The 26,318-nt window shown below is 45.6% G+C and carries 25 protein-coding genes; 16 read left to right on the forward strand and 9 right to left on the reverse strand.

Annotation, left to right across the window (positions count from 1 at the left end):
* Positions 1-248: 248 nt before the first annotated feature.
* From gltX to CLV31_RS15070, 6 genes are all read left to right on the forward strand, one after another.
* Positions 249-1,787: a glutamate--tRNA ligase gene (gene gltX / locus CLV31_RS15045; RefSeq protein WP_111393728.1), complete on the forward strand. Its 1,539-nt coding sequence runs from the start codon at positions 249-251 to the stop codon at positions 1,785-1,787.
* Position 1,788: 1 nt separating this feature from the next.
* A complete protein-coding gene (locus CLV31_RS15050) occupies positions 1,789-1,974 on the forward strand; it encodes a hypothetical protein (RefSeq protein ID WP_111393729.1) in 186 nt (61 codons plus the stop codon).
* Between the two features lie 191 nt (positions 1,975-2,165).
* A complete protein-coding gene (locus tag CLV31_RS15055; protein ID WP_111393730.1) occupies positions 2,166-4,916 on the forward strand; it encodes a TonB-dependent receptor in 2,751 nt (916 codons plus the stop codon).
* A gap of 33 nt (positions 4,917-4,949) precedes the next feature.
* Positions 4,950-5,600, forward strand: a complete 651-nt coding sequence (locus CLV31_RS15060) for an outer membrane beta-barrel protein (protein ID WP_111393731.1) — start codon at positions 4,950-4,952, stop codon at positions 5,598-5,600.
* A 66-nt stretch (positions 5,601-5,666) separates the two neighbouring features.
* The gene (gene aroQ / locus CLV31_RS15065) at positions 5,667-6,095 is read left to right on the forward strand and encodes a type II 3-dehydroquinate dehydratase (protein ID WP_111393732.1); all 429 of its coding nucleotides are present in this window, start codon (positions 5,667-5,669) and stop codon (positions 6,093-6,095) included.
* The gene (locus tag CLV31_RS15070; protein ID WP_111393733.1) at positions 6,092-7,147 is read left to right on the forward strand and encodes an aminotransferase class V-fold PLP-dependent enzyme; all 1,056 of its coding nucleotides are present in this window, start codon (positions 6,092-6,094) and stop codon (positions 7,145-7,147) included. The genes aroQ and CLV31_RS15070 overlap by 4 nt, the downstream gene beginning before the upstream one ends.
* Positions 7,148-7,181: 34 nt before the next feature.
* Here the strand turns inward: CLV31_RS15070 and CLV31_RS15075 are convergent, their stop codons facing one another.
* From CLV31_RS15075 to CLV31_RS15085, 3 genes are read right to left on the reverse strand one after another with little or no spacing between them, the layout of a single operon-like run.
* On the reverse strand, positions 7,182-8,528 hold the full coding sequence (locus tag CLV31_RS15075; protein WP_111393734.1) for a dicarboxylate/amino acid:cation symporter: 1,347 nt from the start codon (positions 8,526-8,528) through the stop codon (positions 7,182-7,184).
* A gap of 9 nt (positions 8,529-8,537) precedes the next feature.
* A complete protein-coding gene (gene aroC, locus CLV31_RS15080; protein ID WP_111393735.1) occupies positions 8,538-9,623 on the reverse strand; it encodes a chorismate synthase in 1,086 nt (361 codons plus the stop codon).
* Positions 9,623-11,068 (reverse strand): BatD family protein, encoded by a 1,446-nt coding sequence (locus CLV31_RS15085; protein WP_111393736.1) that lies wholly within the window; start codon positions 11,066-11,068, stop codon positions 9,623-9,625. Before CLV31_RS15085 ends, aroC begins: the two co-directional genes overlap by 1 nt.
* A gap of 114 nt (positions 11,069-11,182) precedes the next feature.
* On the opposite strand from CLV31_RS15085, the gene CLV31_RS22070 reads away from it, so the two are divergent.
* On the forward strand, positions 11,183-11,371 hold the full coding sequence (locus CLV31_RS22070) for a hypothetical protein (RefSeq protein ID WP_111393737.1): 189 nt from the start codon (positions 11,183-11,185) through the stop codon (positions 11,369-11,371).
* Positions 11,372-11,444: 73 nt separating this feature from the next.
* Here the strand turns inward: CLV31_RS22070 and CLV31_RS15095 are convergent, their stop codons facing one another.
* Both CLV31_RS15095 and CLV31_RS15100 read right to left on the reverse strand, forming a co-directional pair.
* Positions 11,445-12,686 carry an ammonium transporter gene (locus tag CLV31_RS15095; RefSeq protein WP_111393738.1) on the reverse strand — a complete coding sequence of 414 codons (1,242 nt, stop codon included), beginning with the start codon at positions 12,684-12,686 and terminating at the stop codon, positions 11,445-11,447.
* 38 nt (positions 12,687-12,724) lie between these two features.
* Positions 12,725-13,063, reverse strand: coding sequence for a P-II family nitrogen regulator (locus CLV31_RS15100; protein ID WP_111393739.1), 339 nt, complete (start codon positions 13,061-13,063; stop codon positions 12,725-12,727).
* 273 nt (positions 13,064-13,336) lie between these two features.
* On the opposite strand from CLV31_RS15100, the gene CLV31_RS15110 reads away from it, so the two are divergent.
* The 3 genes from CLV31_RS15110 to CLV31_RS15120 all read left to right on the forward strand — a co-directional run bounded on the left by CLV31_RS15110 (position 13,337) and on the right by CLV31_RS15120 (position 14,972).
* Entirely contained in the window at positions 13,337-14,242 is a 906-nt protein-coding gene (locus CLV31_RS15110; protein ID WP_111393741.1) for a nucleotidyltransferase family protein, read from the forward strand.
* 75 nt (positions 14,243-14,317) lie between these two features.
* Entirely contained in the window at positions 14,318-14,635 is a 318-nt protein-coding gene (locus CLV31_RS15115) for a type II toxin-antitoxin system HigB family toxin (RefSeq protein ID WP_111393742.1), read from the forward strand.
* On the forward strand, positions 14,613-14,972 hold the full coding sequence (locus CLV31_RS15120; RefSeq protein WP_111393743.1) for a helix-turn-helix domain-containing protein: 360 nt from the start codon (positions 14,613-14,615) through the stop codon (positions 14,970-14,972). Before CLV31_RS15115 ends, CLV31_RS15120 begins: the two co-directional genes overlap by 23 nt.
* A gap of 28 nt (positions 14,973-15,000) precedes the next feature.
* On the opposite strand, the gene recF is transcribed toward CLV31_RS15120, so the two are convergent.
* Positions 15,001-16,101: a DNA replication/repair protein RecF gene (recF, locus tag CLV31_RS15125; RefSeq protein WP_111393744.1), complete on the reverse strand. Its 1,101-nt coding sequence runs from the start codon at positions 16,099-16,101 to the stop codon at positions 15,001-15,003.
* 90 nt (positions 16,102-16,191) lie between these two features.
* Here recF and pdhA point away from each other — a divergent pair, with 90 nt between their 5' ends.
* From pdhA to CLV31_RS15150, 5 genes are all read left to right on the forward strand, one after another.
* The gene (pdhA, locus tag CLV31_RS15130; protein WP_111393745.1) at positions 16,192-17,211 is read left to right on the forward strand and encodes a pyruvate dehydrogenase (acetyl-transferring) E1 component subunit alpha; all 1,020 of its coding nucleotides are present in this window, start codon (positions 16,192-16,194) and stop codon (positions 17,209-17,211) included.
* Between the two features lie 113 nt (positions 17,212-17,324).
* Positions 17,325-18,029 (forward strand): tetratricopeptide repeat protein, encoded by a 705-nt coding sequence (locus CLV31_RS15135; protein WP_111393802.1) that lies wholly within the window; start codon positions 17,325-17,327, stop codon positions 18,027-18,029.
* Between the two features lie 84 nt (positions 18,030-18,113).
* Entirely contained in the window at positions 18,114-18,590 is a 477-nt protein-coding gene (ribH, locus tag CLV31_RS15140; RefSeq protein WP_111393746.1) for a 6,7-dimethyl-8-ribityllumazine synthase, read from the forward strand.
* A gap of 31 nt (positions 18,591-18,621) precedes the next feature.
* Positions 18,622-19,941: an aspartate kinase gene (locus CLV31_RS15145; protein WP_111393747.1), complete on the forward strand. Its 1,320-nt coding sequence runs from the start codon at positions 18,622-18,624 to the stop codon at positions 19,939-19,941.
* Positions 19,942-20,015: 74 nt separating this feature from the next.
* The gene (locus tag CLV31_RS15150) at positions 20,016-20,345 is read left to right on the forward strand and encodes a DUF6787 family protein (RefSeq protein ID WP_111393748.1); all 330 of its coding nucleotides are present in this window, start codon (positions 20,016-20,018) and stop codon (positions 20,343-20,345) included.
* 29 nt (positions 20,346-20,374) lie between these two features.
* Here CLV31_RS15150 and recG read toward each other — a convergent pair whose 3' ends face one another.
* Positions 20,375-22,468, reverse strand: a complete 2,094-nt coding sequence (gene recG / locus CLV31_RS15155) for an ATP-dependent DNA helicase RecG (protein WP_111393749.1) — start codon at positions 22,466-22,468, stop codon at positions 20,375-20,377.
* A 78-nt stretch (positions 22,469-22,546) separates the two neighbouring features.
* Positions 22,547-23,605 carry a phosphotransferase enzyme family protein gene (locus tag CLV31_RS15160; protein WP_111393750.1) on the reverse strand — a complete coding sequence of 353 codons (1,059 nt, stop codon included), beginning with the start codon at positions 23,603-23,605 and terminating at the stop codon, positions 22,547-22,549.
* 165 nt (positions 23,606-23,770) lie between these two features.
* On the opposite strand from CLV31_RS15160, the gene CLV31_RS15165 reads away from it, so the two are divergent.
* Positions 23,771-25,546, forward strand: a complete 1,776-nt coding sequence (locus tag CLV31_RS15165) for a sodium:solute symporter family protein (RefSeq protein WP_111393803.1) — start codon at positions 23,771-23,773, stop codon at positions 25,544-25,546.
* A 72-nt stretch (positions 25,547-25,618) separates the two neighbouring features.
* Here the strand turns inward: CLV31_RS15165 and gldD are convergent, their stop codons facing one another.
* Positions 25,619-26,191, reverse strand: coding sequence for a gliding motility lipoprotein GldD (gene gldD, locus CLV31_RS15170; RefSeq protein ID WP_111393751.1), 573 nt, complete (start codon positions 26,189-26,191; stop codon positions 25,619-25,621).
* Positions 26,192-26,318 lie beyond the last annotated feature (127 nt).

Here is a 26,318-nt window from a genome sequence, read left to right on the forward strand (position 1 = left end):
TTTGTTTTTCATAAAAAGGATATGTTTTGTTTAGTTTAAAACTAGCTAAAAGATCAAACCTGTTTCTTTAAAAGTCAAGTATGACCACCTAGAATTTTAAAAAACTCAAAATATAAAGCCATTCAACTGATAACCTTACTTTTTGCGGGATTAATCCCCTTTCCCCAACTATTCCCTATCTTTGCGCCCTGATTTGGACTAAACCAAGACCCGTTTTTCGGGGTTTCAAGCTCAGATACTGACCTCCCATGACTAGAGAAGTTCGCGTACGATTTGCTCCATCCCCTACCGGCGCCCTGCATATCGGCGGTGTCCGCACTGCCTTATACAATTATCTTTTTGCCCGCAAAATGGGCGGAAAATTTCTCCTGCGCATCGAAGACACCGACCAAACCCGCTTTGTGCCCGGTGCAGAAGACTACATCCGTGAGTCACTCGATTGGTTGGGAATCACTCCTGACGAAAGCCCTTGGAAACCCGGCAGTGTAGCTCCTTACCGCCAATCGGAGCGCAAGGAAATGTACATGCAGTATGCTTTGGATCTGGTAAATAAAGGCCATGCCTACTATGCATTTGACACCGCAGAGGAATTGGAAGCCATGCGTGAGCGACTCACTGCTGCCCGTGTGGTGCAGCCACAGTACAATAGCATCACCCGCACGCAAATGAAAAATTCCCTCACCCTCTCCAAGGATGAGGCAGCAACCCGACTCGCTTCGGGTGATCCCTACGTGATTCGGATCAAAATCCCGCTAAAGGAGGATGTACGTTTGAATGACATGATCCGCGGATGGGTATTGGTGCACTCGAGCACCTTGGACGACAAAGTGCTGATGAAGTCGGACGGCATGCCTACCTATCACCTGGCCAATATCGTGGACGATCACTTGATGGGCATCACTCACGTCATCCGTGGGGAAGAATGGTTGCCTTCCGCTCCACTCCACGTGCTGTTGTATAAGTTTTTCGGATGGGAGGATACCATGCCGCAGTTTGCCCACTTACCGCTCTTGCTCAAGCCTGATGGCAATGGCAAGCTTTCCAAGCGAGACGGAGATAAGCTCGGTTTTCCGGTATTCCCTTTGAATTGGACTGATCCTTTTACTCAGGAGAAAGCCTCAGGCTTCCGTGAGCAGGGCTATTTGCCGGATGCATTTTTGAATTTTCTAGTCTTCTTGGGTTGGAATCCCGGCGACGAGCGAGAGATTTTCTCTCTGGAAGAACTTGTGGAGGCTTTCAGTATTGAACGGATTGGCAAGGCTGGTACCAAATTTGACATCGCCAAAGCCAAGTGGTACAATGAGCAATACATTCGTACAAAACCCAACGAGGAGTTGGCTCAATTCCTGATTGCCAATGCAAAAGCCGATGGCATCACGATCCCTCAGGAAAAAGCCCTGGCTATCATCAGTCTACTTAAGGATCGGGTGACTTTCCCTTCTGATTTCTGGAGAGACAGTCAATTCATCATGACGGCCCCCAAGGACTTTGACCAAGAGGTGGCTTCCAAAAAATGGAATGCCGATGCAGGCAAACTCCTGACTGCCTATGCGGCAGCTTTGGATACGTTTCATGGTCCATTTGAAGCCGGAGACGCTAAGATGCTATTGGAAAAAACAGCCGAATCCGAAGGGATTAAACTTGGAAAAGTGATGCAGGCCGTTCGTTTGGCTATCACAGGCATGGGGGCAGGACCCGATTTGATGCAGGTTTTTGCTATTTTAGGGTCTGCTGAGGTAGCGAAAAGAATCCGATATGCATTAACCACACTAACAGTCGTAAGCTAAGATGAGCAAGAAAAAGAAAAAAGAAGAAGATCCTAAGGTTCATGAAGAGCTCAAAGGCTTCAAGATGGAGATCAACTCCTTCGGAGAGATTTCATCCTCCTTTTCCATCGACAAAATCAACGAGTTTCTCAACAAAAATGTAGAGGACAAAAAGCTCAAGGATCGGGACGATTCTAAATCAGAATAATTAACTAATCTTATCAGCCCCTTTTGGGGCTTTTTTTATACTTTGCTCTGACAAATTCCAACAACCCAACTCGCTGAAATGCCCATGAGTAAATGCTTCTCACACAGGGGAATGATTATCCGGGGCATTCTCCCGATGAGAGATCGGGACAGGCTATCTGGCCATTAAAAATCAAATTATAAACAGATGAAATGAAGCAGTTTTTTCTCACACTTTTTGCCTTGATCTCCAGTTTGGCATTTGCTTTTCCACAAACAGGCACCATCACCGGTCAAATCAAAGATGCGGAAACCGGTGAAACCTTGCCTTTCTGTAGTGTCTTTGTCAACAATACCACCCTGTCCACAGTCACGGATATGGAAGGAAAATACATGCTTTCCGGCTTGGAGGCTGGACCTTTGGAATTGGGATTTTCCTTCATGGGCTATGTGGCCGAGACCAGAAAATTAACGCTTAATGCCGGAGGTACTTTAACCGTCAATTTGAGTTTGAAACCATTCGCGCAGGAGCTTTCCGATGTGGAAATCAAGGCCTCCCGGGACAAAAATTGGGAACGTGATCTTCGTAAATTCCAGAACCTTTTTATCGGAATTGATGAGGCAGCCGCCAAAACTACCATCCTCAATCCTTGGGTCATTGACTTTCCGGTAGCTGCTGAGAAAGGCGGTTTTGTCGCCAAAGCAGATCAGCCCATCGAGATCGAAAATGTCTTTTTAGGCTATAAAATCACCTTCAACCTCAAAGATTTCTTTGATTCTCCGACCAATTACCGAATCGTGGGGGCAGCAAGATTTGAAGAAATGAAGCCCGAGTCTGAGATCCAAAAATCTACTTGGGAGAAAAACCGGGCCGATGTGTACCGCAAATCTCCCATGAACATGTTTCGGGCCATGCTCAAAGGAGCTCACGAGCGGGAGGGCTTTTACCTCTATGGAGACAAAGCTGGAGGTTCTGCCAGCATGAATATGCGCTCAGATATTTTCGCCAATGAACTCGGCAAATCTGTGGTGCCTTACAAAGCAGATCCTTTGGTCACACCCACTAGTCCGCCGGGTACCTACCTACTCAATCTGAAAGGGAGAATTGAGATCCATTACCAAAAAGGCTTTGCCCAAGCCAACACTTACAAGGATGCTCCCTATCCCATTTCATGGCTGGAAGTAACCAAAGGTCAGGTCAAAGTGAAAGAAAACGGCATGGTGCTCAATCCCGAGGATGTGGTTTTCTCCGGAGATATGGACCGAAAGCGGATTTCCAACCTGCTTCCGCTGGACTATAATGCCGAAAAAGCAATTCTGCTTCAGGACTTGGCGAAAACCGCCAAAAACTATCAGGAAAAAATTTATCTCCATACCGACAAACCCTATTATTACGCGGGTGATCAACTTTTTTTCAAAGGCTACTTTGCCTATGGCAATCCGTATTTGCGTGATGAATTGAGCAAGGTGCTTCATGTAGAGGTAATCAGCGGCGATAGGGATTTGGTGATCGAGAAAAAGTTTCCGATTCGAGATGGGATTGTGGTCGGGGATTTTTACTTGCCGGATACACTCAGCGGGGAGACCTATTTCCTCCGCGCCTATACCAATTGGATGCGAAACTATGGTCCAAATCAGTATTTCATGCAGCCCCTTTCGGTGCTAAATCCATACAAGCGGATTATCAATGAGGAATCTGTCTCTGCCTGGACCAACGAGGGAGTGTCCTTGCAGTCCGATAAAATTGTGTTTGGAGTAAGAGAGAAAGTAACCATTACGCTCAAACTGACCGATCCCAAAGGCCGTCCTGCTGCCTCTACACTCTCAGTGGGTGTGTGGGATGCAGAGCAATTGGTATCCATTCAGCGCTACCCGGAGATGAATCAAAGTTTGAACCTTTCGGGTGTATCAGAGACCTTGGGGCTTGATCGTTTTTCCTATCCGGTGGAAAAGCAACTGAGATTCTCCGGTAAGGTAAGTGATGAAAAAGGCAAAGGAGTGGCTGCTGATGTGACCGCTTTTGTGAATGATTTCCAGGGGATGATCGAATTGCAGTCTAATACGGAGGGAAATTTCAACTTGGATGAAATGGAATTTTATGGGCCTATGCGATTGGGATTTGCGGCTTCGGATAAGAAAGGAAAGCCTCTGGTCGTGAAAGTGGATGCTCCTTTGAAGGCTCCTGTGGCTTTGCCGACGGATTTTATTTTTCCCCGAGTGACGACCTTAGCTACACCTATCCGGGGAGTGGAAATACCGGAAGAAGTCACAGAGCAAGATACTAAACCTGCGGAAAAAGCAGGCCGGAAAGCCATTTATGGCAGTCCTGATTTTATCATCGAGGGAGAAAAATTAACCAAAACAGGCAGTTCGATTGATTTGGTCAATAGCTTGGTGGGAAATATTCCAGGAGCTCAGGTTACTTTGGTCCCCGGTACCGGCAGGCAAATGATCCGCCTGCGGGGAGGGGCCATGTCGGGAAGCATTTCCATGGAGCCTGTGGTGATGCTGGACGGGGTGGTCCTGGTGACGGGAGGAGGCACTTCAGTGTCAGATAATATCCGGTCCATCAATCCTTTTGACATAGATCGGGTTGAAGTAGTCTCACGGATGGTACCCATGCTGGGTGACCAGGGAAGAAATGGAGTAATTGCTATTTATTTGAAGGATAAATTGAATCCAAATAATGAGCTCTCCGGTCTGGGCATGGTAGAGTTTATGATCGAAGGGTATCAGCCACCTGGAAATTTTATACCTGTAGACTATGAAAATTCATCCCCTCAAATAGAAAAAGACGATCGACAGACGTTGTATTGGAATCCTTATTTGGTCACCGATGAAAAGGGAGAATTGATCTTTACGTTTTATTCCAATGATACCACCGGGCCTGTGGTGGTGGAAGTGCGGGGGCTTACCGTGGCGGGGGAAATCATTCAAGGAACCTTTGTCCTGAATAAGAAGTAAAACTAAAGGCAGGGAATTCCCTTAATTTTGGTCATGAATAAAATAACATTGCTGATCGCTTTTTGTCTTTTCCCGTGTTTGGCTTGGGCTCAACTCAGTGTAGGAATCCGTGGAGGATATTCAACCTCCTCTTACAGTTACCAGGCTTCCGCCGGGACACGAAGTCGGTCTGTGGAAGGAGTTTCTGCTCCTACATTTGCTTTTGTTTTTGAATATTTCGATTCAAAAAATGCAGGGATAGAGCTCAACGTGCAGCAATTGACCATTGGGTTTAGACAGCTGAATGAAGAAGGCGAGTTAAACCAAACGGAATTCACTTACTTTAAAGTCCCACTCTTGGCTAGCGTGTTTGCTGGTCGATCGGGAAGATTTCAAATCAAAGCTGGTCCCCATTTGGGCATGCTTCGCTCCGTAAAAGATATCAGTAGAACGTATTCCGGAACCACGCCAAGGGAACTGCCCACCTTTGGTCAGCCGGGGGATAATCCCAATAAATTGATGTATGGAATCACGGCTGGGGCGGGGATTTCCAAGCTTTTTGGCAAAAGTACCCTCTCTGCAGAAGCCAGATTTGCCTACGATTTTACCAATCCAGAATCACAGGATCGCGTTTTTGACATGAGTTCAACCAATCTTGAATTTACCTTGGCCTATCTTTTCAGAATCAAGGAGCGAAAGGATTAATTGCTAACCCGTTGGAAGCTTGAAAGGAGTCTTTAACTTTGAGCATACAGATCAACCTATTTTACCTTGAATATTCAAATCATCAACGGGCCCAATCTCAACCTCTTGGGAAAAAGAGAGCCCGAAATCTACGGCAGTGAATCTTTTGAGGATTACTTTGAGCAACTCAAAAAACGATTCCCGCAAGTCCATCTTCACTATTTCCAGAGCAATGTAGAAGGTGAACTGATCAATAAAATCCATGAGGTGGGATTCACCTTTGATGCGATTCTACTCAATGCCGGAGGATACACGCACACCTCCGTGGCAATCTCTGATGCCATTGCAGGCGTGACCACTCCGACCTTGGAGGTTCACATTTCCAATATTTACAAAAGGGAAGAATTTCGCCACAAAAGCATCATTTCCAAATCCTGTGTGGGCATGATCTCCGGCCTAGGCCTCAAAGGATACGAACTTGGAGTGCTCTATTTTCTCAATTCTCCTGAACTATGATCACATTTGCTCCCGGGCCTTCCAAGGTATATGATGCCTTGCCCCGATACATGCAGGACGCATACATGCAAGGCATTCTGAGTGCCAATCATCGCAGCGGTGTATTTATGAATCTCTACCAAGAGACCGAGCAGCTGATGCGCGAAAAGCTGCACATGCCTGCTGACTACAAATTGCTTTTCACGTCTTCTGCCACCGAAAACTGGGAGATCATCTCGCAGTCTGTCGTGGAAAAGGCCAGCTTCCATATTTATTCTGGATCCTTTGGAAAAAAATGGCTTGAATTTGCCAAGCATATCATTCCTGCTACTGAAGCCTTAAAAATCGAGGCCAATCAGTCCATTGATGTTCCCAATTTGGCTATAGGAGAAGCATTTGACTTGATCGCGGTTACCCAGAATGAGACAGCCAATGCTAGTCAGGTACCTATGTCTGTTCTGAAGGAATTAGAAGAAAAGTATCCCGAAAAAATGATTGCCGTGGATACCACTTCGTCGATGGGTGGAATCGAATTGGATTTTTCCTTGGCAGATATCTGGTATGCTTCTGTGCAGAAATGCTTTGGACTTCCAGCGGGCTTGGGGATTCTGATTGTTTCGCCTAAAGCAATAGAAAAAGCAAAGCGCAAAGGCGAAAAAGGTCGCTACAACAGCCTGAATTTTATACTTGAAAATGCAGCAGGCTACCAGACGCATTACACGCCAAATGTATTTGGGATTTACTTATTGAATCGTGTGCTCAAAGATCTGGAGGAAATCCAGAAAGTTGATACCCGACTCAGAAAGCGTATGTTAAAGCTGGAAACTGCAATCGCAAAATCGCCAAAGTTTCGTCTTTTGGTAGACAATGAGGCTACCCGAAGCACCACAGTTTTGGCTGTATCAGGTTCAGAAGAATTGATTTCATCTGTAAAAAAAGCTGCTGAAAAAGAAGGGATGCAGTTGGGGAGTGGTTATGGGCCATTGAAGCCCACCAGTTTCCGAATCGCCAATTTCCCGGCAATTACCGATGAGGAATTTGACCGCTTGATATCGTTTCTTATAGCCTACTGACAAAAAAGCCCGGAATCAACCGGGCTTTTGATAGTTAAGAATTTTCTTGAACCGATTCGTTCGGAGTCAAAGGGTTGCTCTTTCGGATTAATCCATCCGGCAGTTCACCTTCGGTGCTGGCGACTACGGTAGTGACCACCACGTCTCCGGTAACATTGACCACAGTCCGGAACATATCCAGAATCCGATCTGGGGCCATGATCAGGGCAATCCCTGCTGCAGGTACCCCAATGGATTCCAACACTACGATCAGCATAATCAAACCTGCTCCAGGAACTCCCGCGGAACCAATTGCTGCCAAGGTAGAGGTCAGGACGATCATCACCTGCTGGGAGAAGGTCAAGTCCATTCCCAAAGCCTGAGCGATAAATACCGCAGCGACGCTTTGGTATAAGCTGGTTCCGTTCATGTTGATAGTAGCGCCTAAAGGCAGAACAAAGCTGGAAATGTTTTCAGATACGCCCAATTCTTCTTCTGAAAGCTTCATGGTGACCGGTAAAGTAGCCGAGCTTGAACTGGTGGAAAAAGCCAAAAGCTGTGCGGGTCGAATTGCCCTGAAAAAGTCCGCATATTTTACCCGGGTGAAGGATTTTAGAAGAAGTGGATAGATCACCAGCATCATAAAGAACAATCCTCCCAATACAATAAGGCTGTATTTAAGTAAAGCCAAAAGCAAAGTGACTGCCGATTCGGGATTGTCGCCTGCAATCTCCACGATCAAAGAAGCCATCAAGGCAAATACGCCATAGGGGGCTATGATCATGATGTAATTGACAATCTGGATAATCACATCATTCAGGCCGTCAAAAAATGCCACAACGGGTTCCGCTTTTGACTTTGGGATCTGGAGGAGAGCAATCCCCGCAAGGATGGCAAAGAATACCACCTGCAACATAGCCGCATTATCAGTGGTTGCCTGAAATAGGTTTTGAGGCACCATATCGACCAACGGTTGTAAGGGACTTTGATCCTGAAGTTCTGCAGCAGCTTCGGCTCTTTTTCCGGCATCTCCTTCATACATGGCCATTAAGCTTTCGCGGGTAGAGTCAGGCAAGCCTTCACCCGGCTCGAAAAGATTGACTAAACCCAAACCGGTACAGATGGCAATAATGGTGGTAATCAAGAAGGCCATCAGTGTTTTTCCCCCGATCCTACTCAATTTGGAAATGTCACCAAGGTTGGAAACCCCGATAATCAGAGATGCCAAAACGAGTGGCATGGCGATCATTTTGAGACCGTTGATAAATACTGTACCGACGGGCTTGATGTAGTCAAGTGTAACCCATTTTGGGATTCCAAACTGGATAGCAACCAGCCCAAAGGCCAATCCCAGCACCAGTCCGATAATGATTTGAGTATGTAGAGGTAATTTTTTCAAAATGAATGGGGTTTATATTTCTGCAAGTTTATTCGTTTTGGAAATAAGCAAGAAGTCTGCAATTACCAAGGCCGCCATAGCCTCCACGATCGGTACTGCTCTGGGGACCACACAAGGGTCATGGCGTCCTTTTCCGCTTACAGTGACTGATTCTCCTGCCTCATTGATCGAAGTTTGGTCTTGCATGATCGTGGCTACCGGCTTGAATGCAACCCGGAAATAAATGTCTTCTCCGTTGCTGATTCCGCCTTGGATTCCACCGGAGTGGTTGGTGGTGGTATGGATTTTTCCGGACTCATTGACAATACTGTCATTATGTTGGGATCCTTTCATTTTGACCCCTTCAAATCCACTTCCATATTCAAATCCTTTGACCGCATTGATGCTCAGCATTGCTTTGCCGAGTTCGGCATGAAGCCGGTCAAAAACAGGTTCTCCCAATCCGGGAGGACAGTTTTTGATCACACAAGACACAACTCCTCCGATGGTGTCTCTTTCCAGTCGGACCGTATCAATCAATGCGATCATCTGATCGGCCAATTCCGGATCCGGGCATCGGACGATATTCTCCTCGGCGAGGTCGAGGTTGAGTTCTTGATAGGTTTTTTCAAGTGCCAATTCGCCTACCTGAGATACATACGCTTGAATCTGAATGCCCTTGGAGGCTAAAAATTGCTTGGCAATCGCTCCTCCGGCGACCCGAGCTGCTGTTTCTCTGGCGCTGGATCGGCCGCCGCCACGATAGTCCCGAATACCGTATTTTTCAAAATAGGTGTAATCCGCATGGCTTGGTCGAAATTTGTCTGAGATATGGGAGTAGTCTTTGCTTTTTTGATCCGAATTCTGAATGACAATCCCGATGGGTGTGCCTGTGGTTTTTCCCTCAAATACACCGGAAAGTAACTCGAATTCGTCTTCCTCTTTTCGCTGGGTGGTGATTTTGGATTGGCCGGGTTTGCGGCGTTGCATTTCGAGCCGGATTTTTTCCTCATCCAATTCCAATCCTGCCGGACATCCCTCAATGATTGCCCCCAAAGCTTTTCCGTGTGATTCACCAAACGTGGTGATTCTGAAAAGCCTTCCAAATGAATTACCCATTATTTTTTTCTGATTATCAGGACCGCTAGTAAGACTACTGCTCCAAGTAAGAGCAGGTTAATTGCGGCCGTAAAATAGTATTTATATTGCTCGTTTGAAAACTGGTTACTTTCTGTGCCGATACGATCGTAGATTCCTCCCAGTCTTTGTCCGGATAGGGCCTGATTGATTTTTGACTCTCCGGATACTATGATTTTTGCCTCCGGACGGAGGGTGTCATATACGGCACGGATGGGGTCAAAGTAGATCCAATAGAAATAGTCCCTGAGCTGATAGTCTCCAGCCTCATTGAGTGTAATGAAATAATTGAATTCTTTGATCCCGGACACCCGCCCATATCCCCGGTTGATTTGCTGACGGACATTGGGGTCAAAGGTGTTGAGATTCGCACCGGGAAGGCGCTTTGGAGCGGCAATTGAGTTAATATTTCCCACTCCGGAAATCCCGAAGTTATAGTTGACTCCCTCCCCGGTTTCGGCTTCCAGCGTACTGATATTTTCCCGTAGTTGATAGATTCCCACCGCTACTTCATTTTTGAGTGGATGCGGGGGGAGTGGTTTTACTTTGATCGTTTTTGAGGTAGAGAAAAAGGTTTTAAAATCCTCCTGCCTGTTTGCGCCGAAAAAGGACGGGTTTTTGGCCACCCGGTATTTGATCATTTCCCAGGGAACTCTCGGAATTTCTATATTTCCTTCCGAAAAAGGGAAAAAGGTGGCCTCGTAAACCTTGTACTTATTCCATTTTTTGCCGTTGATATCGACTACACTGGGTTCAATATTGGTGATATTGAAATTTTCCTCCCAAGCATTCGTGGGTTTAATTTTTTTCAAAATAGTGTCCAGTTGTTTGCCGGGCTCATGCCAGGTGAAAGGAGCCTGATTTTGTTCAGACATATAAAAAGCAATATTTACGGTAAAGCCCTCACCTGCAAAAACCTCCTCTTTATCCACCGACACGGAGAAAAAAGCATCATCATCCAATTCTATAAATTCCGGCTCTTCGGCAGGTCTTCCAAAAAATTCCGCGAATGGGTCAAACACATTTCCTCCGGGATTTTGGGAGGAGGTGGCATCGGTGACGGTGATCCTTTTTCCGGGAGACGAGTAGGATTCTCCATTGATCTGAATCGAAAAATTCCCCAAAGTAAACTGTCCTTTTCTGGAGGGTTTATAGTATTGGATGATACTGTTGGAGCTGCTCATCTGCCCATTGATGATATTCATCGAGGAGGATTGGGAGATGCCTTGCTTTTGGAATCCCTGGATCTCCGGAAACTGATCGTAGGACTTGATCTTGTCATTGGACAGGGTGACTTTGATCGTGAACGTTTCGTTTAGCCCGATTTCATCAGGGCCAAGCTCGATTTGTACTTCCTGTCCAAAAGAAAAACTTACAAGAAGCATGGCCATGCATACGAAAGCCAGTCGAAGTGTCGTTTTGATCATGATTGCGAAATTAGGGTAATTCCGGATTAAGAGCCTCCAAAATAACGTAACATCTTCGGAATTGACCCCGTTGGAACACTTAAAATCAGTTAATAAACCCAAATCAGTACTGCTATGCTAGAATATGTGAAGACCATTTTGCAAAAAGTAAGCTTCAACAGATACTTGTTTGAGCGCGAATTGAAGAAAGGCCTTCGGTATTTAATGCCGACTGAAATTGATGAATTCCGGGATTGGTGTTACGATAGGTTTGGACTTACCTATCAACCGATTCTAAATCGATATTTTAAACCAACTTATTAACGATTCCACTTTGCAGTAAACCAAAAAGCCCTGGAAAATCAATTCTCAGGGCTTTTTTATAAAAGTTGGTTGTTTAATCTTTGGGAGCAAAATCGGGATAGGCCCTCATACTGTGCTCGTTGATATCGAGACCTTCGATTTCCTCTTTTTCATCTACTCGGATTCCCACCGTGCGTTTCAGAGAGAAGAATATTAACCAGGAAGTGGCAAAGCAAAACAAACCCACGGAAGCAATCCCCAAAAGCTGGGCGTAGAGCTGTCCCCATCCTGCAAGATCTCCAAAAATCCCTACTGCCAGCGTGCCCCAGATGCCTCCCACCAAGTGCACAGAGATGGCGCCTACCGGATCATCGATTTTGATTTTGTCAAATAGGACTACGGCAAATACCACCAGTGCGCCTCCGATAAATCCAATGATGATCGAATCTGTAACGCCCATTTGATCCGCTCCGGCGGTGATACCTACCAAGCCTGCCAATATCCCGTTGAGTACCATCGTAATATCATAGGTTTTGAACTTGAAATAGGAGGCGATCAGTGCCCCGATTGCACCGGCAGCAGCTGCCAGAGAGGTAGTTACAAATACTTTGGAAACTGCTCCGGGATCGGCACTTAGTACTGAGCCCCCATTGAATCCAAACCAGCCAAACCAGAGAAGAAAGACGCCCATCGTGGCCATTGGCAGATTATGCCCGGGAATAGCCTTCATGCCTGTTGGGGTGTATTTCCCGATTCTGGGTCCGAGTAAAAATGCTCCGACCAATGCACCCCAACCCCCGACTGAATGGACGATAGTCGATCCCGCAAAGTCATAAAAAGGTGTAGAAAGTTCATGGAGAAATCCTCCTCCCCATTTCCACATGCCCACGATCGGGTAGCAAATTCCCACATAAAGAAGAGAGAAAGTGATGAAGGGCCCTAATTTGACCCGCTCTGCGACAGCACCGGATACAATAGTGGCAGCAGTGGCCGCAAACATAGCCTGGAAGATGAAATCAGTAAAGAAGGTATACCCTTCATTGTATGCGCTGGTATCCCATCCTTCAGGAAGAGAAAGTCCAAATCCCGCGAAACCGAAAATGGATCCGGCAAAATCTGCGCCGGGATACATCAGGTTGAATCCAACCAAGGCATAGGTCAATAATCCTATGGCCGGGATGATGGTGTTTTTAAATAAGATGTTGACCGTGTTTTTGGCACGGGTAAGCCCGGCCTCGAGGGTAGCAAAGCCAAGGTGCATGATGAAGACCAAAATGGTCGAGATCATCATCCAAAGATTATTGACCGTGAATAGGTCTTGAACAGGTTCTTGCATAGGTCTAAATAGGTTCGGTAATTTTTAAAGAACAGGAATTAAAGGGCCGCCTCGCCGGTGTCAGTGTTTCGGATTCGATAGGCCTCCAATACATCATACACAAAGATTTTTCCGTCTCCGACTTCTCCGGTCTTGCCTTCTTTAAGAATGCAGTTGATCACCCCTTCAGCCAAATCATCCGGAACGACAATCTCCAGTTTGGTGCGGGGAATGTAGGCAGGTTCATAAGCTACTCCTCGATACATTTCTTGCCTGGCATGCTCAAATCCCATCCCTTTGACTTCGTAAAAGGATAGGAATTTGACCCCCATTTTGGACACACAGGTGTGGATCTGATCAAAGCGCGATGTGCGGATAATCGCCTCGATTTTTTTCATTTTATCAACAGGTTTAATGGTTTTTTGTGAATCTGGCAGGAAAGTAAGAGAAAAATTATGTGAAAATCAAAATACAGGTTTAAAAATTAACCAGTTTATCAGAATAAACAGTACTTATTCTTGTTTTAGGGTAGATAATTATCCGGTAATTCTATTCAGATGTCAATATTTGTATTTAAGAGGGTTAAATTTTAAGCTGCATACAGAGAATATTGAATTTGTTGGGCTGGGAATAAGGACTAATTTTGCCAGCGTTTTTTTAAAGGACTGAAAATGACTAACAAACCAACACTCCTCGTATTGGCTGCCGGAATGGGCAGTCGCTATGGAGGGAATAAGCAGATTGACGGTTTCGGACCCAACGGCGAAACCATCCTCGAATACTCCATTTTTGACGCCATTCGTGCCGGATTTGGCAAGGTGGTCTTTATTGTCCGTCAGGAAATTCTGGAAGTGGCTAAGGAAAAATTCCTTCCCAAGCTGGAAGGCAAAATCGAAGTGGATTGGGTGATACAGTCGCTGGATAGCTTTGTACCCGCCGAACTGAAGCAAGCCGATCGAGTGAAGCCTTTTGGCACTGCCCATGCGGTACTCTGCGCCAAAGATGCAGTGAAGGAGCCCTTCGCCGTGATCAATGCGGATGATTTTTATGGAAAAGAGGCCTTTGAGGTATTGGGCAAGTTTCTCTCCACGGAAGTTCGCCCAGACCTGCATGCCATGGTGGGCTATGCGATTCAGAATGTACTTTCTGAAAACGGAACCGTCAGCCGAGGTGTCTGCGAAACCAATGAAAAAGGACAGCTGATCGGGATGACCGAGCGCACTTCTATCGCAAGGGAAGGGGACAAAATCCTTAGCCGAGGAGAAGGTGAAGTTTTGGAGATTGCTGAGAATACACCCGTGAGTATGAATTTTTGGGGATTTCATCCGGATGTATTCGGAGATATCGAGGCGATGTGGAATGAATTTCTTCCTGCCAATCGGGAAAACCTGAAGTCAGAGTTCTACATCCCAACCGTAGCCAATAACCTTATCAAAGCAGGAAAGGCAGCATTTGAGATTCTGCCGGGAGGGAAAACCTGGTTTGGAGTTACCTACACAGAGGACAGACCCGTGGTCATCGAGGCACTTCAGAAGCTGCATCAAGAAGGAGAATATCCGGCAGATTTGTGGAAATAAGGAAAGAGGCTTCGGCCTCTTTTTTTATTTTTAACCCACTGTAACCAAAACGGTAACAATTTTGTATATTTGAACATGCGGGTTATAGCTGTCAAGACACTAAAGGAATGGTGTGTTAACTATCCAAAGGCAAAACAAAGTCTTTTGGCATGGCATGAAGAGGTTGTTGCCGCAGAGTGGAATAATCCGAATCAATTGAAATCTCAATTTCAAAATGCTTCAATTATCTCCTCCAAAAGAGTGATTTTCAATATTCACGGTAATTCCTTTCGTTTGATAGTAGATATTGAATACCGCCTAAAAATAGTTTTCATTATATGGTTTGGAACTCATCAGCAATACGACCAAACAGACTCAAAAATCATCAGCTATGATAAAGCCAATAAAAAATAACAACGAGTATGAAATTGCTTTGGAGCGTGCTTACGAATTGATGCAACTGGATTTGGCCCCAGAGTCAGAAGATTCCGATGAGTTGGAGGTCCTTTCTATTCTGATCAAAGAATATGAAAACGAGCATTTCCCAATACCAAAACCTCACCCTATTGAAGCGATAAAATTCCGATTGGATCAGATGGGCATTTCGGAGTCGGGGCTCTCTGAAATTTTAGGTGCAAGATCCAGAAAATCGGAAATTCTATCCGGGAAGCGTAAACTGAGTCTTGCTATGATCCGAAAACTCAACGAGAAGCTGAAAATTCCTGCGGAGGTGTTGATCAGGGAGTATTAATTCCGAAAGAGGTCAAAGGCTCTTTCCTTTATTTTTTCACCTCACCTTTTTCCACTTCAAAAAAGAACACCTCCACATCCAAAGCTCCCAAAATCCCTCTAGAGCGCTCCGGTCGGGCATCGGTGAGGAAGATCTGTCCGAATGTTCCTTTGGATACCAATTCCATCAACTTGGCAATCCGGTCGTCGTCGAGCTTGTCAAAGATATCGTCCAACAGAAGTAAAGGCTTTTCTCCTTTGGCTTGTTCGAAGATCTGAAACTGCGCCAGCTTTAAGGCGATGATAAAGGACTTTTGCTGACCCTGACTCCCGATCTTGCGAAGCGGATGGGTTCCGATGCGGAACTCAAAGTCGTCCTTGTGAATGCCGGCATTACTGTTTTTGGTAGCAAGGTCTTTTTGACGTAGGCTTAGATAGTAGGCCTCAAAATCCGCTCTAAGGGCTTCCGTTTCATAGATTACCTCTACTTTTTCCCTGCCAAGCGAAATCTCCTCGTAATATTCCTGAAGGACCGGTCCCATTACCTGCATCAAGTCTGCCCGTCGCCGGGCTAGTAGCAAGCTGAGTCGGATAAGCTCCTGATCATAGCTTCCGAGCAGGGTGAGATCTCGCCTGCCTGTCTCAGCAAATTGCTTAAGCAGGGCATTACGCTGTTTAAGGTAATGGTGGTAGCGGATCAATTGATCGAGGTAGCTTCGGTCTAGTTGGGAGATCAGTCCATCAAAAAATTTCCTTCGACCCTCGCTGCCTCCTTTGATGAGTTCGGTATCGTCAGGAGCAATCAGGACGAGTGGAATGAGCCCCACATGCTCGCTGGTTTTGTCCAGCGCTTTGCCGTTTTGGAAGATCTGTTTCTTTTTCCCTGCTTCAAAAGAGCAGCGAACTTCCAGTGGTTTTCCTTCGATTTGAAGCTTCCCTTTGATGGTAAAAAAGTCCAGCCCATGCGAAATATTCAAGCTATCACTGCTTTGTACCGCGCTTTTGGTCAAGGAGAGGTAGTGAATGCCATCGAGAATATTGGTTTTCCCGCTGCCATTCAATCCCAAAAGACAGTTGATCTGCGGGCTAAAGACCAAGCTGGTTTTAAGGTGATTTTTAAACTGGATGAGGTCAAGGGACTCCAAAAGCATGGAAGCGGGAATTATTTGAATGGCAGCCTGATTTTTAGGTCGGGATTGCTATATTTGGGGCCTAAAATAGCATATTTTGATTAGTACGATATGGCGAAGAAAACTGCAGCGGCTAAGTCCAAAGTGAAATATTCCAAAGAAACCTATGCTTACTGGTATGAAAGCATGCTCTTAATGAGAAGGTTTGAGGAGAAAGCGGGCCAGCTTTATGGCCAGCAAAAAATCAGAGGTTTCTGTCACTTGTATATCGGACAGGAGGCTTGTGCTTCAGGTGCGATTACCGCCTTGACCAAAGATGACAAGTGGATCACTGCTTACCGTTGCCATGCGCATCCGCTAGGGTTGGGGACAGATCCGGGAGCTGTGATGGCTGAGCTGTTTGGCAAGGCTACCGGTACTACCAAAGGCAAAGGTGGTTCCATGCACATTTTTGACAAAGAAAGAAATTTCTTGGGAGGTCATGGGATTGTAGGTGCTCAGGTACCGATGGGCTTGGGTATCGGCTTTGCCGAAAAATATGCCGGGACCAAAAATCTTTGCATCACCAAAATGGGAGATGGGGCAGTTCGTCAGGGAGCAGTGCATGAAGCATTCAACCTTGCTATGCTCTACAAATCTCCGGTGATTTTTGTGATCGAAAACAACGGATATGCGATGGGTACTTCTGTAGCCCGTACCTCCAATGTGACCGAACTGTACAAAATTGGAGAGGCATACGACATGCCTTCCTTCCCTGTGGACGGAATGGACGTGGAAGCAGTGCATGAGGCAGTAGCTGAAGCTGCGGATCGTGCCAGACGAGGAGATGGACCTACATTGCTGGAATTTAGGACCTATAGATACAAGGGGCATTCCATGTCAGATCCTCAAAAATACAGAACCAAGGAAGAAGTCGAGGAATACAAACAACGCGATCCGATCGAGCAAGTGCTCAAGACGATCCGGGACAATAAGATCATGACCGAGGAAGAAATCGAGGCTGTGGTGAAAAAAGTAAAAAAGCAAGTGGACGAGGCTGTGAAATTTGCCGAAGAGTCCCCTTGGCCTGATGGAATGGATGCTTTCAAGGACGTATACGTTCAGGAAGATTATCCATTTGTGATGGAATAATGACCTCACCTAAGTCACAGAAAGCCATGAAGTCTTTCGCACTTCATGGCTTTTTTGTTGGCCTTTGTGAATTTGATAAAAACCGTATATTTGCGACCGAAATTTTGAGTAACATGGCAACTAAGCAATCTAAAAAAGCAGACCAAAACGAACTTCTTGAAAACCCAGAAGTGATCGCAGAGCGAATCGGTAGAGGCGAGGCTTTTTTGAAACAGAATAGCAAAGTATTGGCAGGGGTAATCGCCGCTGCGGTGATTTTGATCGGGGGAATTCTTTTCTTTCAAATCAATAATCAGAACCAAAATGAAAAAGCACAGGCTGAAATGTTTCAGGCGGTGTATTTCTTTGAGCAAGACAGTGTGGAATTTGCCCTAAATGGTGACGGAATCAACAAAGGACTTCTTTCCATTGTGGAGGATTATCCCCGTACTGATGCAGCCAACCTGGCAAACTTCTACATCGGTTCTATTTATCTTTCTCAGAAAAAATTCCAAGAAGCGTTGACGCATTTGGAAGAATTCTCTGCAGACGACTATTTGGTACAGGCCAAAGCCTACTCCTTAATCGGTGATGCCAACCTCGAGTTGGGTAATGTTGATATTGCTATCTCCAACTATACAAAAGCTGCTCGCACCAACGAGAACAAATACATGACTCCGAAGTATTTGGCGAAGCTTGCGGTGGCTCAGGAAGAAGCAGGAAAGGTACAGGACGCAATCAAAACCTACGCCGAGATTGAAGAGAAATACTATGAATCATTTGAGTACGCTGCTGCTCGAAAACATAAAGCTCGCTTAGAAGGCCTTGCCGCTAAGTAATGCTTCTCATGTATGCATACTAGAAGAGTAAGGCCTTGGGGTCTTACTCTTTTTTGTTTTACCCACTTTCAAAATCAACTATTTATGGCAACCTCACTTAAAAGCCTTAGCGAGTACAGTTCAAAAAATATCCTGGACATCAGTGCAAAGAAGTTTGCCATCGTGGTGTCCGAGTGGAATGAAGAAGTAACTGAGGCGCTCTACTCCGGAGCCTATCAAACATTGCTTCAGCATGGGGCAAAGAAAGAAAATATCATCCGTAAAAATGTTCCCGGCTCATTTGAGTTATCCCTAGGCGCACAGTGGTGTGCTCAGGATGAAGACATTGACGCGGTGATTTGCTTGGGTTGTGTGATACAGGGTGAAACCCGTCACTTTGACTTTATCTGTGATGCTGTTGCCCACGGCATTACCAATGTCAGCTTGAAATACAACAAGCCGGTGATTTTTGGGGTTTTGACTCCAAATACGCAGCAGCAGGCTCTCGATCGCGCCGGAGGAAAGCATGGAAACAAAGGGGATGAAGCGGCTATCACCGCCATCAAAATGCTCGGATTTTAATCTCAAACCTATATTGACGCTAGTTTAAATTATGAAAATCATGAAGTTTGGCGGCACCTCTGTGGGCCGTCCGGAGCGCATGCACCAAGTCAAAGACTTGATTACCCGTGGGGATGAACCCACCATCGTGGTGCTTTCTGCCTTGTCTGGTACAACCAATGCCTTGGTAGGAATAGGAGAGGCATTAGCTGCAGCGGATAAATCCCTGGCTAAAGACCGGATTGATGCCTTGCATGCTCACTATCTGACCTTTTATCCGGCTCTACTTGAGACAGCCGAGGCAAGAGCCAAAGCAGAAGAAATCATTAAGGAGCACTTTGAGTTTTTGAATATCCTCTTGAAGATCTCTTTCAATGAGGCGATCAACCGGGATATCTTGGCTCAGGGCGAGATGCTTTCTACTAAATTGTTTTACACCCTTTTGGGAGAATTGCAGATTCCGGCAGTTTTTCTTCCTGCCTTGGATTTCATGAGTATTGATGAGAATTCTGAACCGGAACTTCCTAAAATCTCCGAAAAGCTGAAGGCGATTTTATCCCAGTATCCTAATGAAAGACTTTTTATCACCCAAGGCTATATCTGCAAAAATCACCGAAACGAAGTCGATAACCTCAAGCGTGGAGGAAGTGACTACACCGCATCATTGGTAGCTGCTGCGATCAACGCTTCAGTCTGTGAAATTTGGACCGACATCGATGGCATGCACAATAATGATCCAAGAATCGTGGACCGTACCCGTCCGATTGCTGAAATGTCTTTCGACGAGGCCGCTGAGTTAGCCTACTTTGGTGCCAAAATTCTTCATCCGGCATCCATTTGGCCAGCTCAATTGCACAATATTCCTGTCAGATTGCTAAATACCATGCAACCGGATGCGGGTGGAACGCTGATCAAAGCTGCAGTAGAAACTACGGGAGTAAAAGCTATCGCAGCTAAGGATGGCATCACCGCCATCAAGATCAAATCCAGCCGCATGCTTTTGGCCTATGGTTTCTTGAGAAGGATTTTCGAAGTGTTTGAAAAGTACAAAACACCGATCGATATGATCACCACGTCTGAAGTAGCGGTTTCGGTGACCATTGATGATCTGAGTCATTTGGAGCAGATTCAAGCGGAATTGGAGAGCTTTGGCACCGTAGAGATCGACCGTAATCAGGCGATTATCTGTGTGGTAGGCAACAAAGTAGCAGAGACCAAAGGAGCTGTCCAGTCCGTACTGGATTCCTTGATTGATATTCCTGTTCGCATGGTTTCTTTTGGTGGAAGTAAGCACAATGTGTCCATCCTAGTAGATGCTCAGTATAAGACACAAGCCTTGAAAAGCTTGAATGAGGGCGTGTTTACCTGGTAAAATATACAAAGCCACAGATGCTCAGATTTTACCTGTGGTATCTGTGGCTAACCTTTTATTCCTAATTTCATCTCATGCAAAAAGAAAAACCCGGATTTCTCCACCGCCTTCAAACTAAATGGAAACTTGAAAGTCTATTCCAAGTAGTGATGGTATTGGTGGTATTTGCCTGCACGGGCTTCACTATTTTGTTTATTAAAAATCCGATTCTGGATTTTTTTGGCATCGAGCGGGGTGGAGGTCAAGGGTTTCTCAATACAGTATTGTATCTGCTATTAGTCCTACCTCTTTACCAAATCATCCTGCTGATCTATGGGTTTATCTTTGGGCAGTTTAAGTTCTTCTGGGAAAAGGAAAAGCAGATTTTCCGACGAATAGGAAGCCTTTTCACCAGGAAAAAGTAAATCCGAAGTCCGAAATTTGAACTCCGAAATCAACTGATTCGGCTCCAATTCATTGCCGTTTTTTTCTGCTGCCTGACCTGTCTTAAAATGGCAGCATTCTCCGGTTGACCAAGTTCTGGATCATTGGCCAACAACTGCTGGGCGGCATCTCTGGCCAAAGTCAACAAGGCGGCATCTTTGCTCAAGTCTGCGATCATTAAATCGGTAATCCCGCTCTGCTGCGTCCCCATCAGGTCTCCCGGTCCTCTCAGCCTTAGATCTACATCGGCGATCTCAAATCCGTCGTTCGTTCTGACCATCGTTTCCAGTCGGATTCTGGAGTCCTTGCTCAATTCGTACTTGCTCATCAGGATACAATAGCTTTGGTCAGCACCTCGACCGACCCGGCCGCGTAGCTGATGCAGTTGTGAAAGTCCAAATCGCTCCGCGTTCTCGATGATCATTACTGAAGCATTGGGCACATTGACACCCACCTCGATCACGGTGGTCGCTACCATGATTTGGGTTTCGCCTTTGACAAAACGCTGCATTTCGTAGTCTTTGTCCTCGGCTTTCATATTGCCGTTGACGATGCTGAGGTGGTATTGGGGAAAAGCCCGAGCGATACTTTCATACCCATCCATCAGATTTTTCAGATCCATCTTTTCGGATTCCTCAATCAGGGGATAGACGATGTACACTTGTCGACCTTTTTTGACTTCTTCATTGATAAAACCGAAGACTTTCAAACGATCCTTATCATATCGGTGCACAGTCTGAATAGGCTTTCTCCCCGCAGGCAATTCATCAATCACCGAGACATCCAAGTCCCCATAAAGCGTCATTGCCAAGGTTCTTGGAATCGGCGTAGCCGTCATGACTAGCACATGCGGGATAAATTCCTCATTTTTTGCCCAAAGCTTGGCACGTTGAGCTACACCAAAGCGATGCTGCTCATCCACGATCGCCAAGCCCAGATTTTGGAATTGGACCACATCTTCCAGCAAGGCATGGGTACCGATGAGGATTTTCAAGTCTCCACTAAGCAGCTCTTCATGGATGACTTTACGGGCGGACTTTTTGGTCGAGCCGGTAAGAAGGGCGATTTTCAAACCCATCATTTCGGCATAGCCTTTTAGCCCCTCATAATGCTGATTGGCCAAAATCTCTGTAGGGGCCATCAAACAAGCCTGTGCACCCGAACTGATTGCAATCAACATAGAAATAAAAGCCACCATCGTTTTTCCGCTTCCCACATCGCCTTGAATCAGTCGGTTCATCTGTTTTCCCGATTTCATATCCCCGTAAATCTCCCGAATCACCCGCTTTTGGGCATTGGTGAGCTCAAAAGGAATGTGGTTTTTATAAAAATCGGTCAGCAAATCGGTGCTTCCGAGAGATTGTCCCCGAAACTTCTCGGTTCGGGTCAGTTTGAGCATCAGCAGTCTAAGCTGCAGGTAGAAAAACTCTTCAAATTTCAAACGCTTCCTCGCTCGATGCAATAGCTCCGGCGAAGTCGGAAAATGGATCTGTCGAATGGCTTCTTGCTTTCCGATCAATTGATACTGATGGAGAATTTCGGGAGAAAGCGTCTCGGGAATTTGGGGAAAAACCAAAGGCACTAACACTTCGAGAATTCTCGAGATACCTTTTGAATCCAGGAATTTTGCCCTCAACTTTTCCGTCGTGGAATATACCGGCTGAAAGGTGTTTCGTTTTTCATTGGCTGCCGTGATCGGTTCCATTTCCGGATGAGCCATGGACCATTTGCGTCCATATAGTGCAGGTTTTCCAAAAAAGATGAACACCGCACCGATAGGCAGCTTTTTCACTACCCATTGGATTCCTTTAAACCAAGTCATCTCCATCTCCCCGGTTTCGTCAAAAACCAGAGCAACCAGTCTCTTTTTCCCACCCGTTCCGATCAGTTCCACACTTTTGATCCGAGCCATGACCTGCACGTTTTCGAGCTCTTCATTCAGGTCTCGGATTTTGAAAAACTTGGTGCGGTCCTCGTACCGAAAGGGATAATGTTGCAGCAAATCCCCGTAAGTAAAAATATTCAGCTCCTTATTGAGGAGTTCGGCCTTTTGCGGGCCGACGCCTTTGAGGTACTCGATGCGGGTATCAAAAATGCCAGTCAAGGAAGCTGATTTTAGGGAAAAGCAAAATAAACCTCAAGTGAGTCTTTTCCCAAAAGAATTGGAGGGAATAGTCAGGAATTAACCGAGTCCGGTAATCTTCTCCCAGATTTGATTTAGCCTTTCCCTTTGTTCCTGTTGACTTTGGAGAAAAATCATCTGGTTTTTGGCCCGGTGGAAGTTTTGCTCAGGATAACTCACACGATAATAGATATTGCCCTGCAAATGGTCCGTAAAAAATCGCAAACCCATCATCAAAGTCATCACTTCACCACCGAGAAGGATGGATCGGCTTTCTGCCAAAGTTGAAAATCCTTTAATCCCGTCCCAATATCCTTTCAGAAGTTCACTAAATACTTCCGGAATAAGCTGAATCGAATCCCACTGTGTAGCCGTTTCCGGAAGACTACAGGCCACTGTCCTCACCAAATCCCCGAAATCATACATCAAATACCCTCCCATCAAGGTATCCAAGTCGATTAAAGCTTCGACTTTTTCCAGATTTTTTGAGAAAATCAGGTTGTTGATTTTGGTATCGTTGTGCATCACCCGGAGCGGAAGATTTTCCAATTGAGTCAAATACCAATCGGTCAGTGGCTTTTGGCTCAAATAAAAATCAAGAATTCCCGATTCTTCCTCATTCAAATTTTTCGAAGAATCTGTCACCTCGACCAATTTTTCATACCTCAGATCGAGGCGATGAAAATTCGGAATCGTCTCCTGCATCTGATGCGCGTCGATTACTTTTGCCCAATCGGCAAATTCCCCATAGGCCTGAGCTGCTAAAAAAGCCTGATGCAAACTATCAATTTGCTGCAAGGTTTTCCCTTGAACGAATTCAAACAACCGATACTTTTTGCCCTCACAGTCCGAAAGCCCACTTCCCCATCGATTCAAAATTGGAAGGGGAAGCTGAAATGGAAGGGGATTTTGCTCCACCTGGGTGTAAAGAAGGCTTAGGTTGTGGTCAATTCGATCAGGAAACTGAAATACAGCATCGTTGAAGCCCTGAAGAATATACTTGTGATCAGTGCATTCGACCATAAAAGTCTCATGAATCAGCCCCTCACCAAAAGAGGAAAGGCTAATATGCTGATTTTCAAGAACAGGATAAAGTTTAGATAGCTGATCGGAGGTCATTTCATAAGGATTTTGAAAAGAAATTCGTCGGACCTCATTTTCACTTAAAGGAACTGGTGGCCATTGAGCAAAAAGAGCGTCAATTTTTCAAAAATATTAAAAAAGACTTTCAAAGTTAAGAAAATTTTTTTGTTAATTGATCGCCAAAATAAAACCCAGGACCTTATGAATGTGACCGCCTTGGATTGGGGCATTATCGCAGCCTTCTTTATTATTTCGCTTCTCATCGGATTGTTCACCGCCAAGTCGGCAGGGAGTTCGGCCAAAGAATTCTTTCTCTCCGGCAGAAATATGCCGTGGTGGCTACTTGGCGTATCCATGGTCGCTACGACCTTCTCTGCCGATACCCCAAATCTGGTCACCGATATCGTCCGAAAAAACGGTGTGGCAGGCAACTGGGCTTGGTGGGCGTTTTTGCTCACTGGTATGCTGACCGTCTTTGTGTATGCCAAGCTGTGGAGAAGATCGGAGGTGACGACCGATCTGGAATTTTATGAACTTCGCTACTCCGGCAAAGGAGCTGCCTTTTTGAGGGCTTTCCGTGCGATCTACTTAGGTGTATTTTTTAATGTGGTCATTATGGCTACGGTATCACTCGCTGCGATCAAAATCGGCGGGGTGATGCTCGGCCTGAGTCCGGTTCAAACGCTTCTTATCGCTTCTGTTGTTACCGTGGTTTACTCTTCCTTGGGGGGGTTAAAAGGGGTTTTGCTTACCGATTTTTTCCAGTTTTTCATCGCGATGGCGGGATCATTTGGAGCGGCTTACTACGTCCTTGACCTTCCGGAAATCGGTTCTCTAAGCAATCTTTTGGCACATGATGTAGTGGCAACCAAGCTGGACTTCATTCCTGACTTTACCGATCCCAATGTGTATATCCCTATTTTTATCCTGCCAATTGCCATTCAGTGGTGGGCAACCTGGTATCCCGGTGCAGAGCCAGGAGGTGGAGGATACATCGCTCAGCGGATGCTATCTGCGAAGGATGAGAAAAATGCCATTGGAGCGACTTTGTTTTTCAACATAGCACACTATGCCCTGAGACCATGGCCGTGGATTATCATTGCCCTTTCTTCCTTGGTGATTTTCCCGAATATCTCCGATTTGCAAGAAGCTTTTCCTAACATCCCTGTGGATAAATTGGGCGATGATTTGGCCTATTCTGCCATGCTGACCTATCTGCCCACGGGCTTGATCGGGATTGTTTTGGCTTCTTTGATCGCAGCGGTGATGTCCACACTATCCACACATCTCAATTGGGGCTCGAGCTACGTGGTGAATGATTTCTACCTCAGATTTATCAAACCAGAAGCGTCAGACAAGGAGTTGGTTGCCGTGGGCCGTATTTCTACCGTTTTGCTGATGGTACTTTCCGCATTGTTGGCTTTGGCGCTTTCTTCGGCATTGGATGCTTTTCAGATTCTGCTACAAATCGGAGCGGGTACAGGTTTGATCTTTATCCTTCGCTGGTTTTGGTGGAGAATCAATGCCTACACCGAGATCTCTGCGATGGCGATTTCCTTTGTGGTAGCCATTTTCTTTGAAGTAATTAATCCCAAAATCGGCCTAATCGACATTCCTGCGGATCAATCGTACTTGAAGTTGATTTACTCTGTATCGATCACCACGATTGGCTGGCTGATCGTCACCTTTCTGACTCAACCGGAAAAAGACGAGGTGCTTTTAGCATTCTACCGAAAAGTCACTCCGGCCTCAATGGGATGGAAAAAGGTCCTTGACCGTTATCCTTCTGAAAAAGAAGAAAAAGGAACTCTTGGCAAGGAAATCGGCCTCATGATCACCGGGACTTTTATGGTGTATTCGGCTTTATTTTCTACCGGATTTTTCATCTATGGAAAAATGATGCCGGGATTCATGGCCGCAGCGATTGCTTTGGTGGGAGGAATCATCATCATCAGTTCTTGGAAAAAGCTTAAATAATTCAGGGACCCCCAAAACCAAAAAATCCTGCCTGATATACTCCAGGCAGGATTTTTTGGTTTTCTCACTTTTTCAATCCAAAAACTTTACAGAATTGATCAGGTGAGTCATATCTATTTTGATGTATTCGATCACCGGTGCGAGCGAATCATTTTTCATGGCTGTATTAAAATACAGTGCTCCTCTCAGAAAATGCGTGGTAGAATCGGTCACGAAAAACTGGAATTGAGTAGGTACTTCACCGCTTAATTCCGCCACCACGGCTGAATAGCCATTTGGTGTGATCAGAACTGCCTCTTCGATACCATATGCTTTGATTTGGTGTTTGGCCGTGAGTTTGAATGCATCGTTTGAAAGGGTTTTAAACTCGGTATTGCCGCCTATTTTTTTGTAGGTCAAATGGACTTTTGCCCCGAAATCCCTGTAATTGAGATTGATCCAGTTTTTTTCTGTTAGATTAAAAGAGTCAGGTTCTACCAGGCTATACTTTGAAAAATCAAGCTGATAGGGAAAGCCTTGCTCCAACTTTTGATAATCATGTCTTGGTAGATCAATCCGATTGTAGCCGGGAGGTTTGGGCAGCCAGATTTTGTCGCAGGAAAATAAACCAAAGGAAAGCAATCCCAGCATCAAGAGTCTCTTCATGGTCTAAAATTAGCTTTTCTGAATGGATTGATGCTAGAATGAGGAAACTTTAACCTTGGCCCATTATCGATTTGATCATAGGTGGCGTTCATCGATTGGTTTTTCACCGGGTTGGTTCACTACCTCC

It is taken from the genome of Algoriphagus aquaeductus (assembly GCF_003253485.1).
In the GTDB taxonomy this organism is placed as follows: domain Bacteria; phylum Bacteroidota; class Bacteroidia; order Cytophagales; family Cyclobacteriaceae; genus Algoriphagus; species Algoriphagus aquaeductus.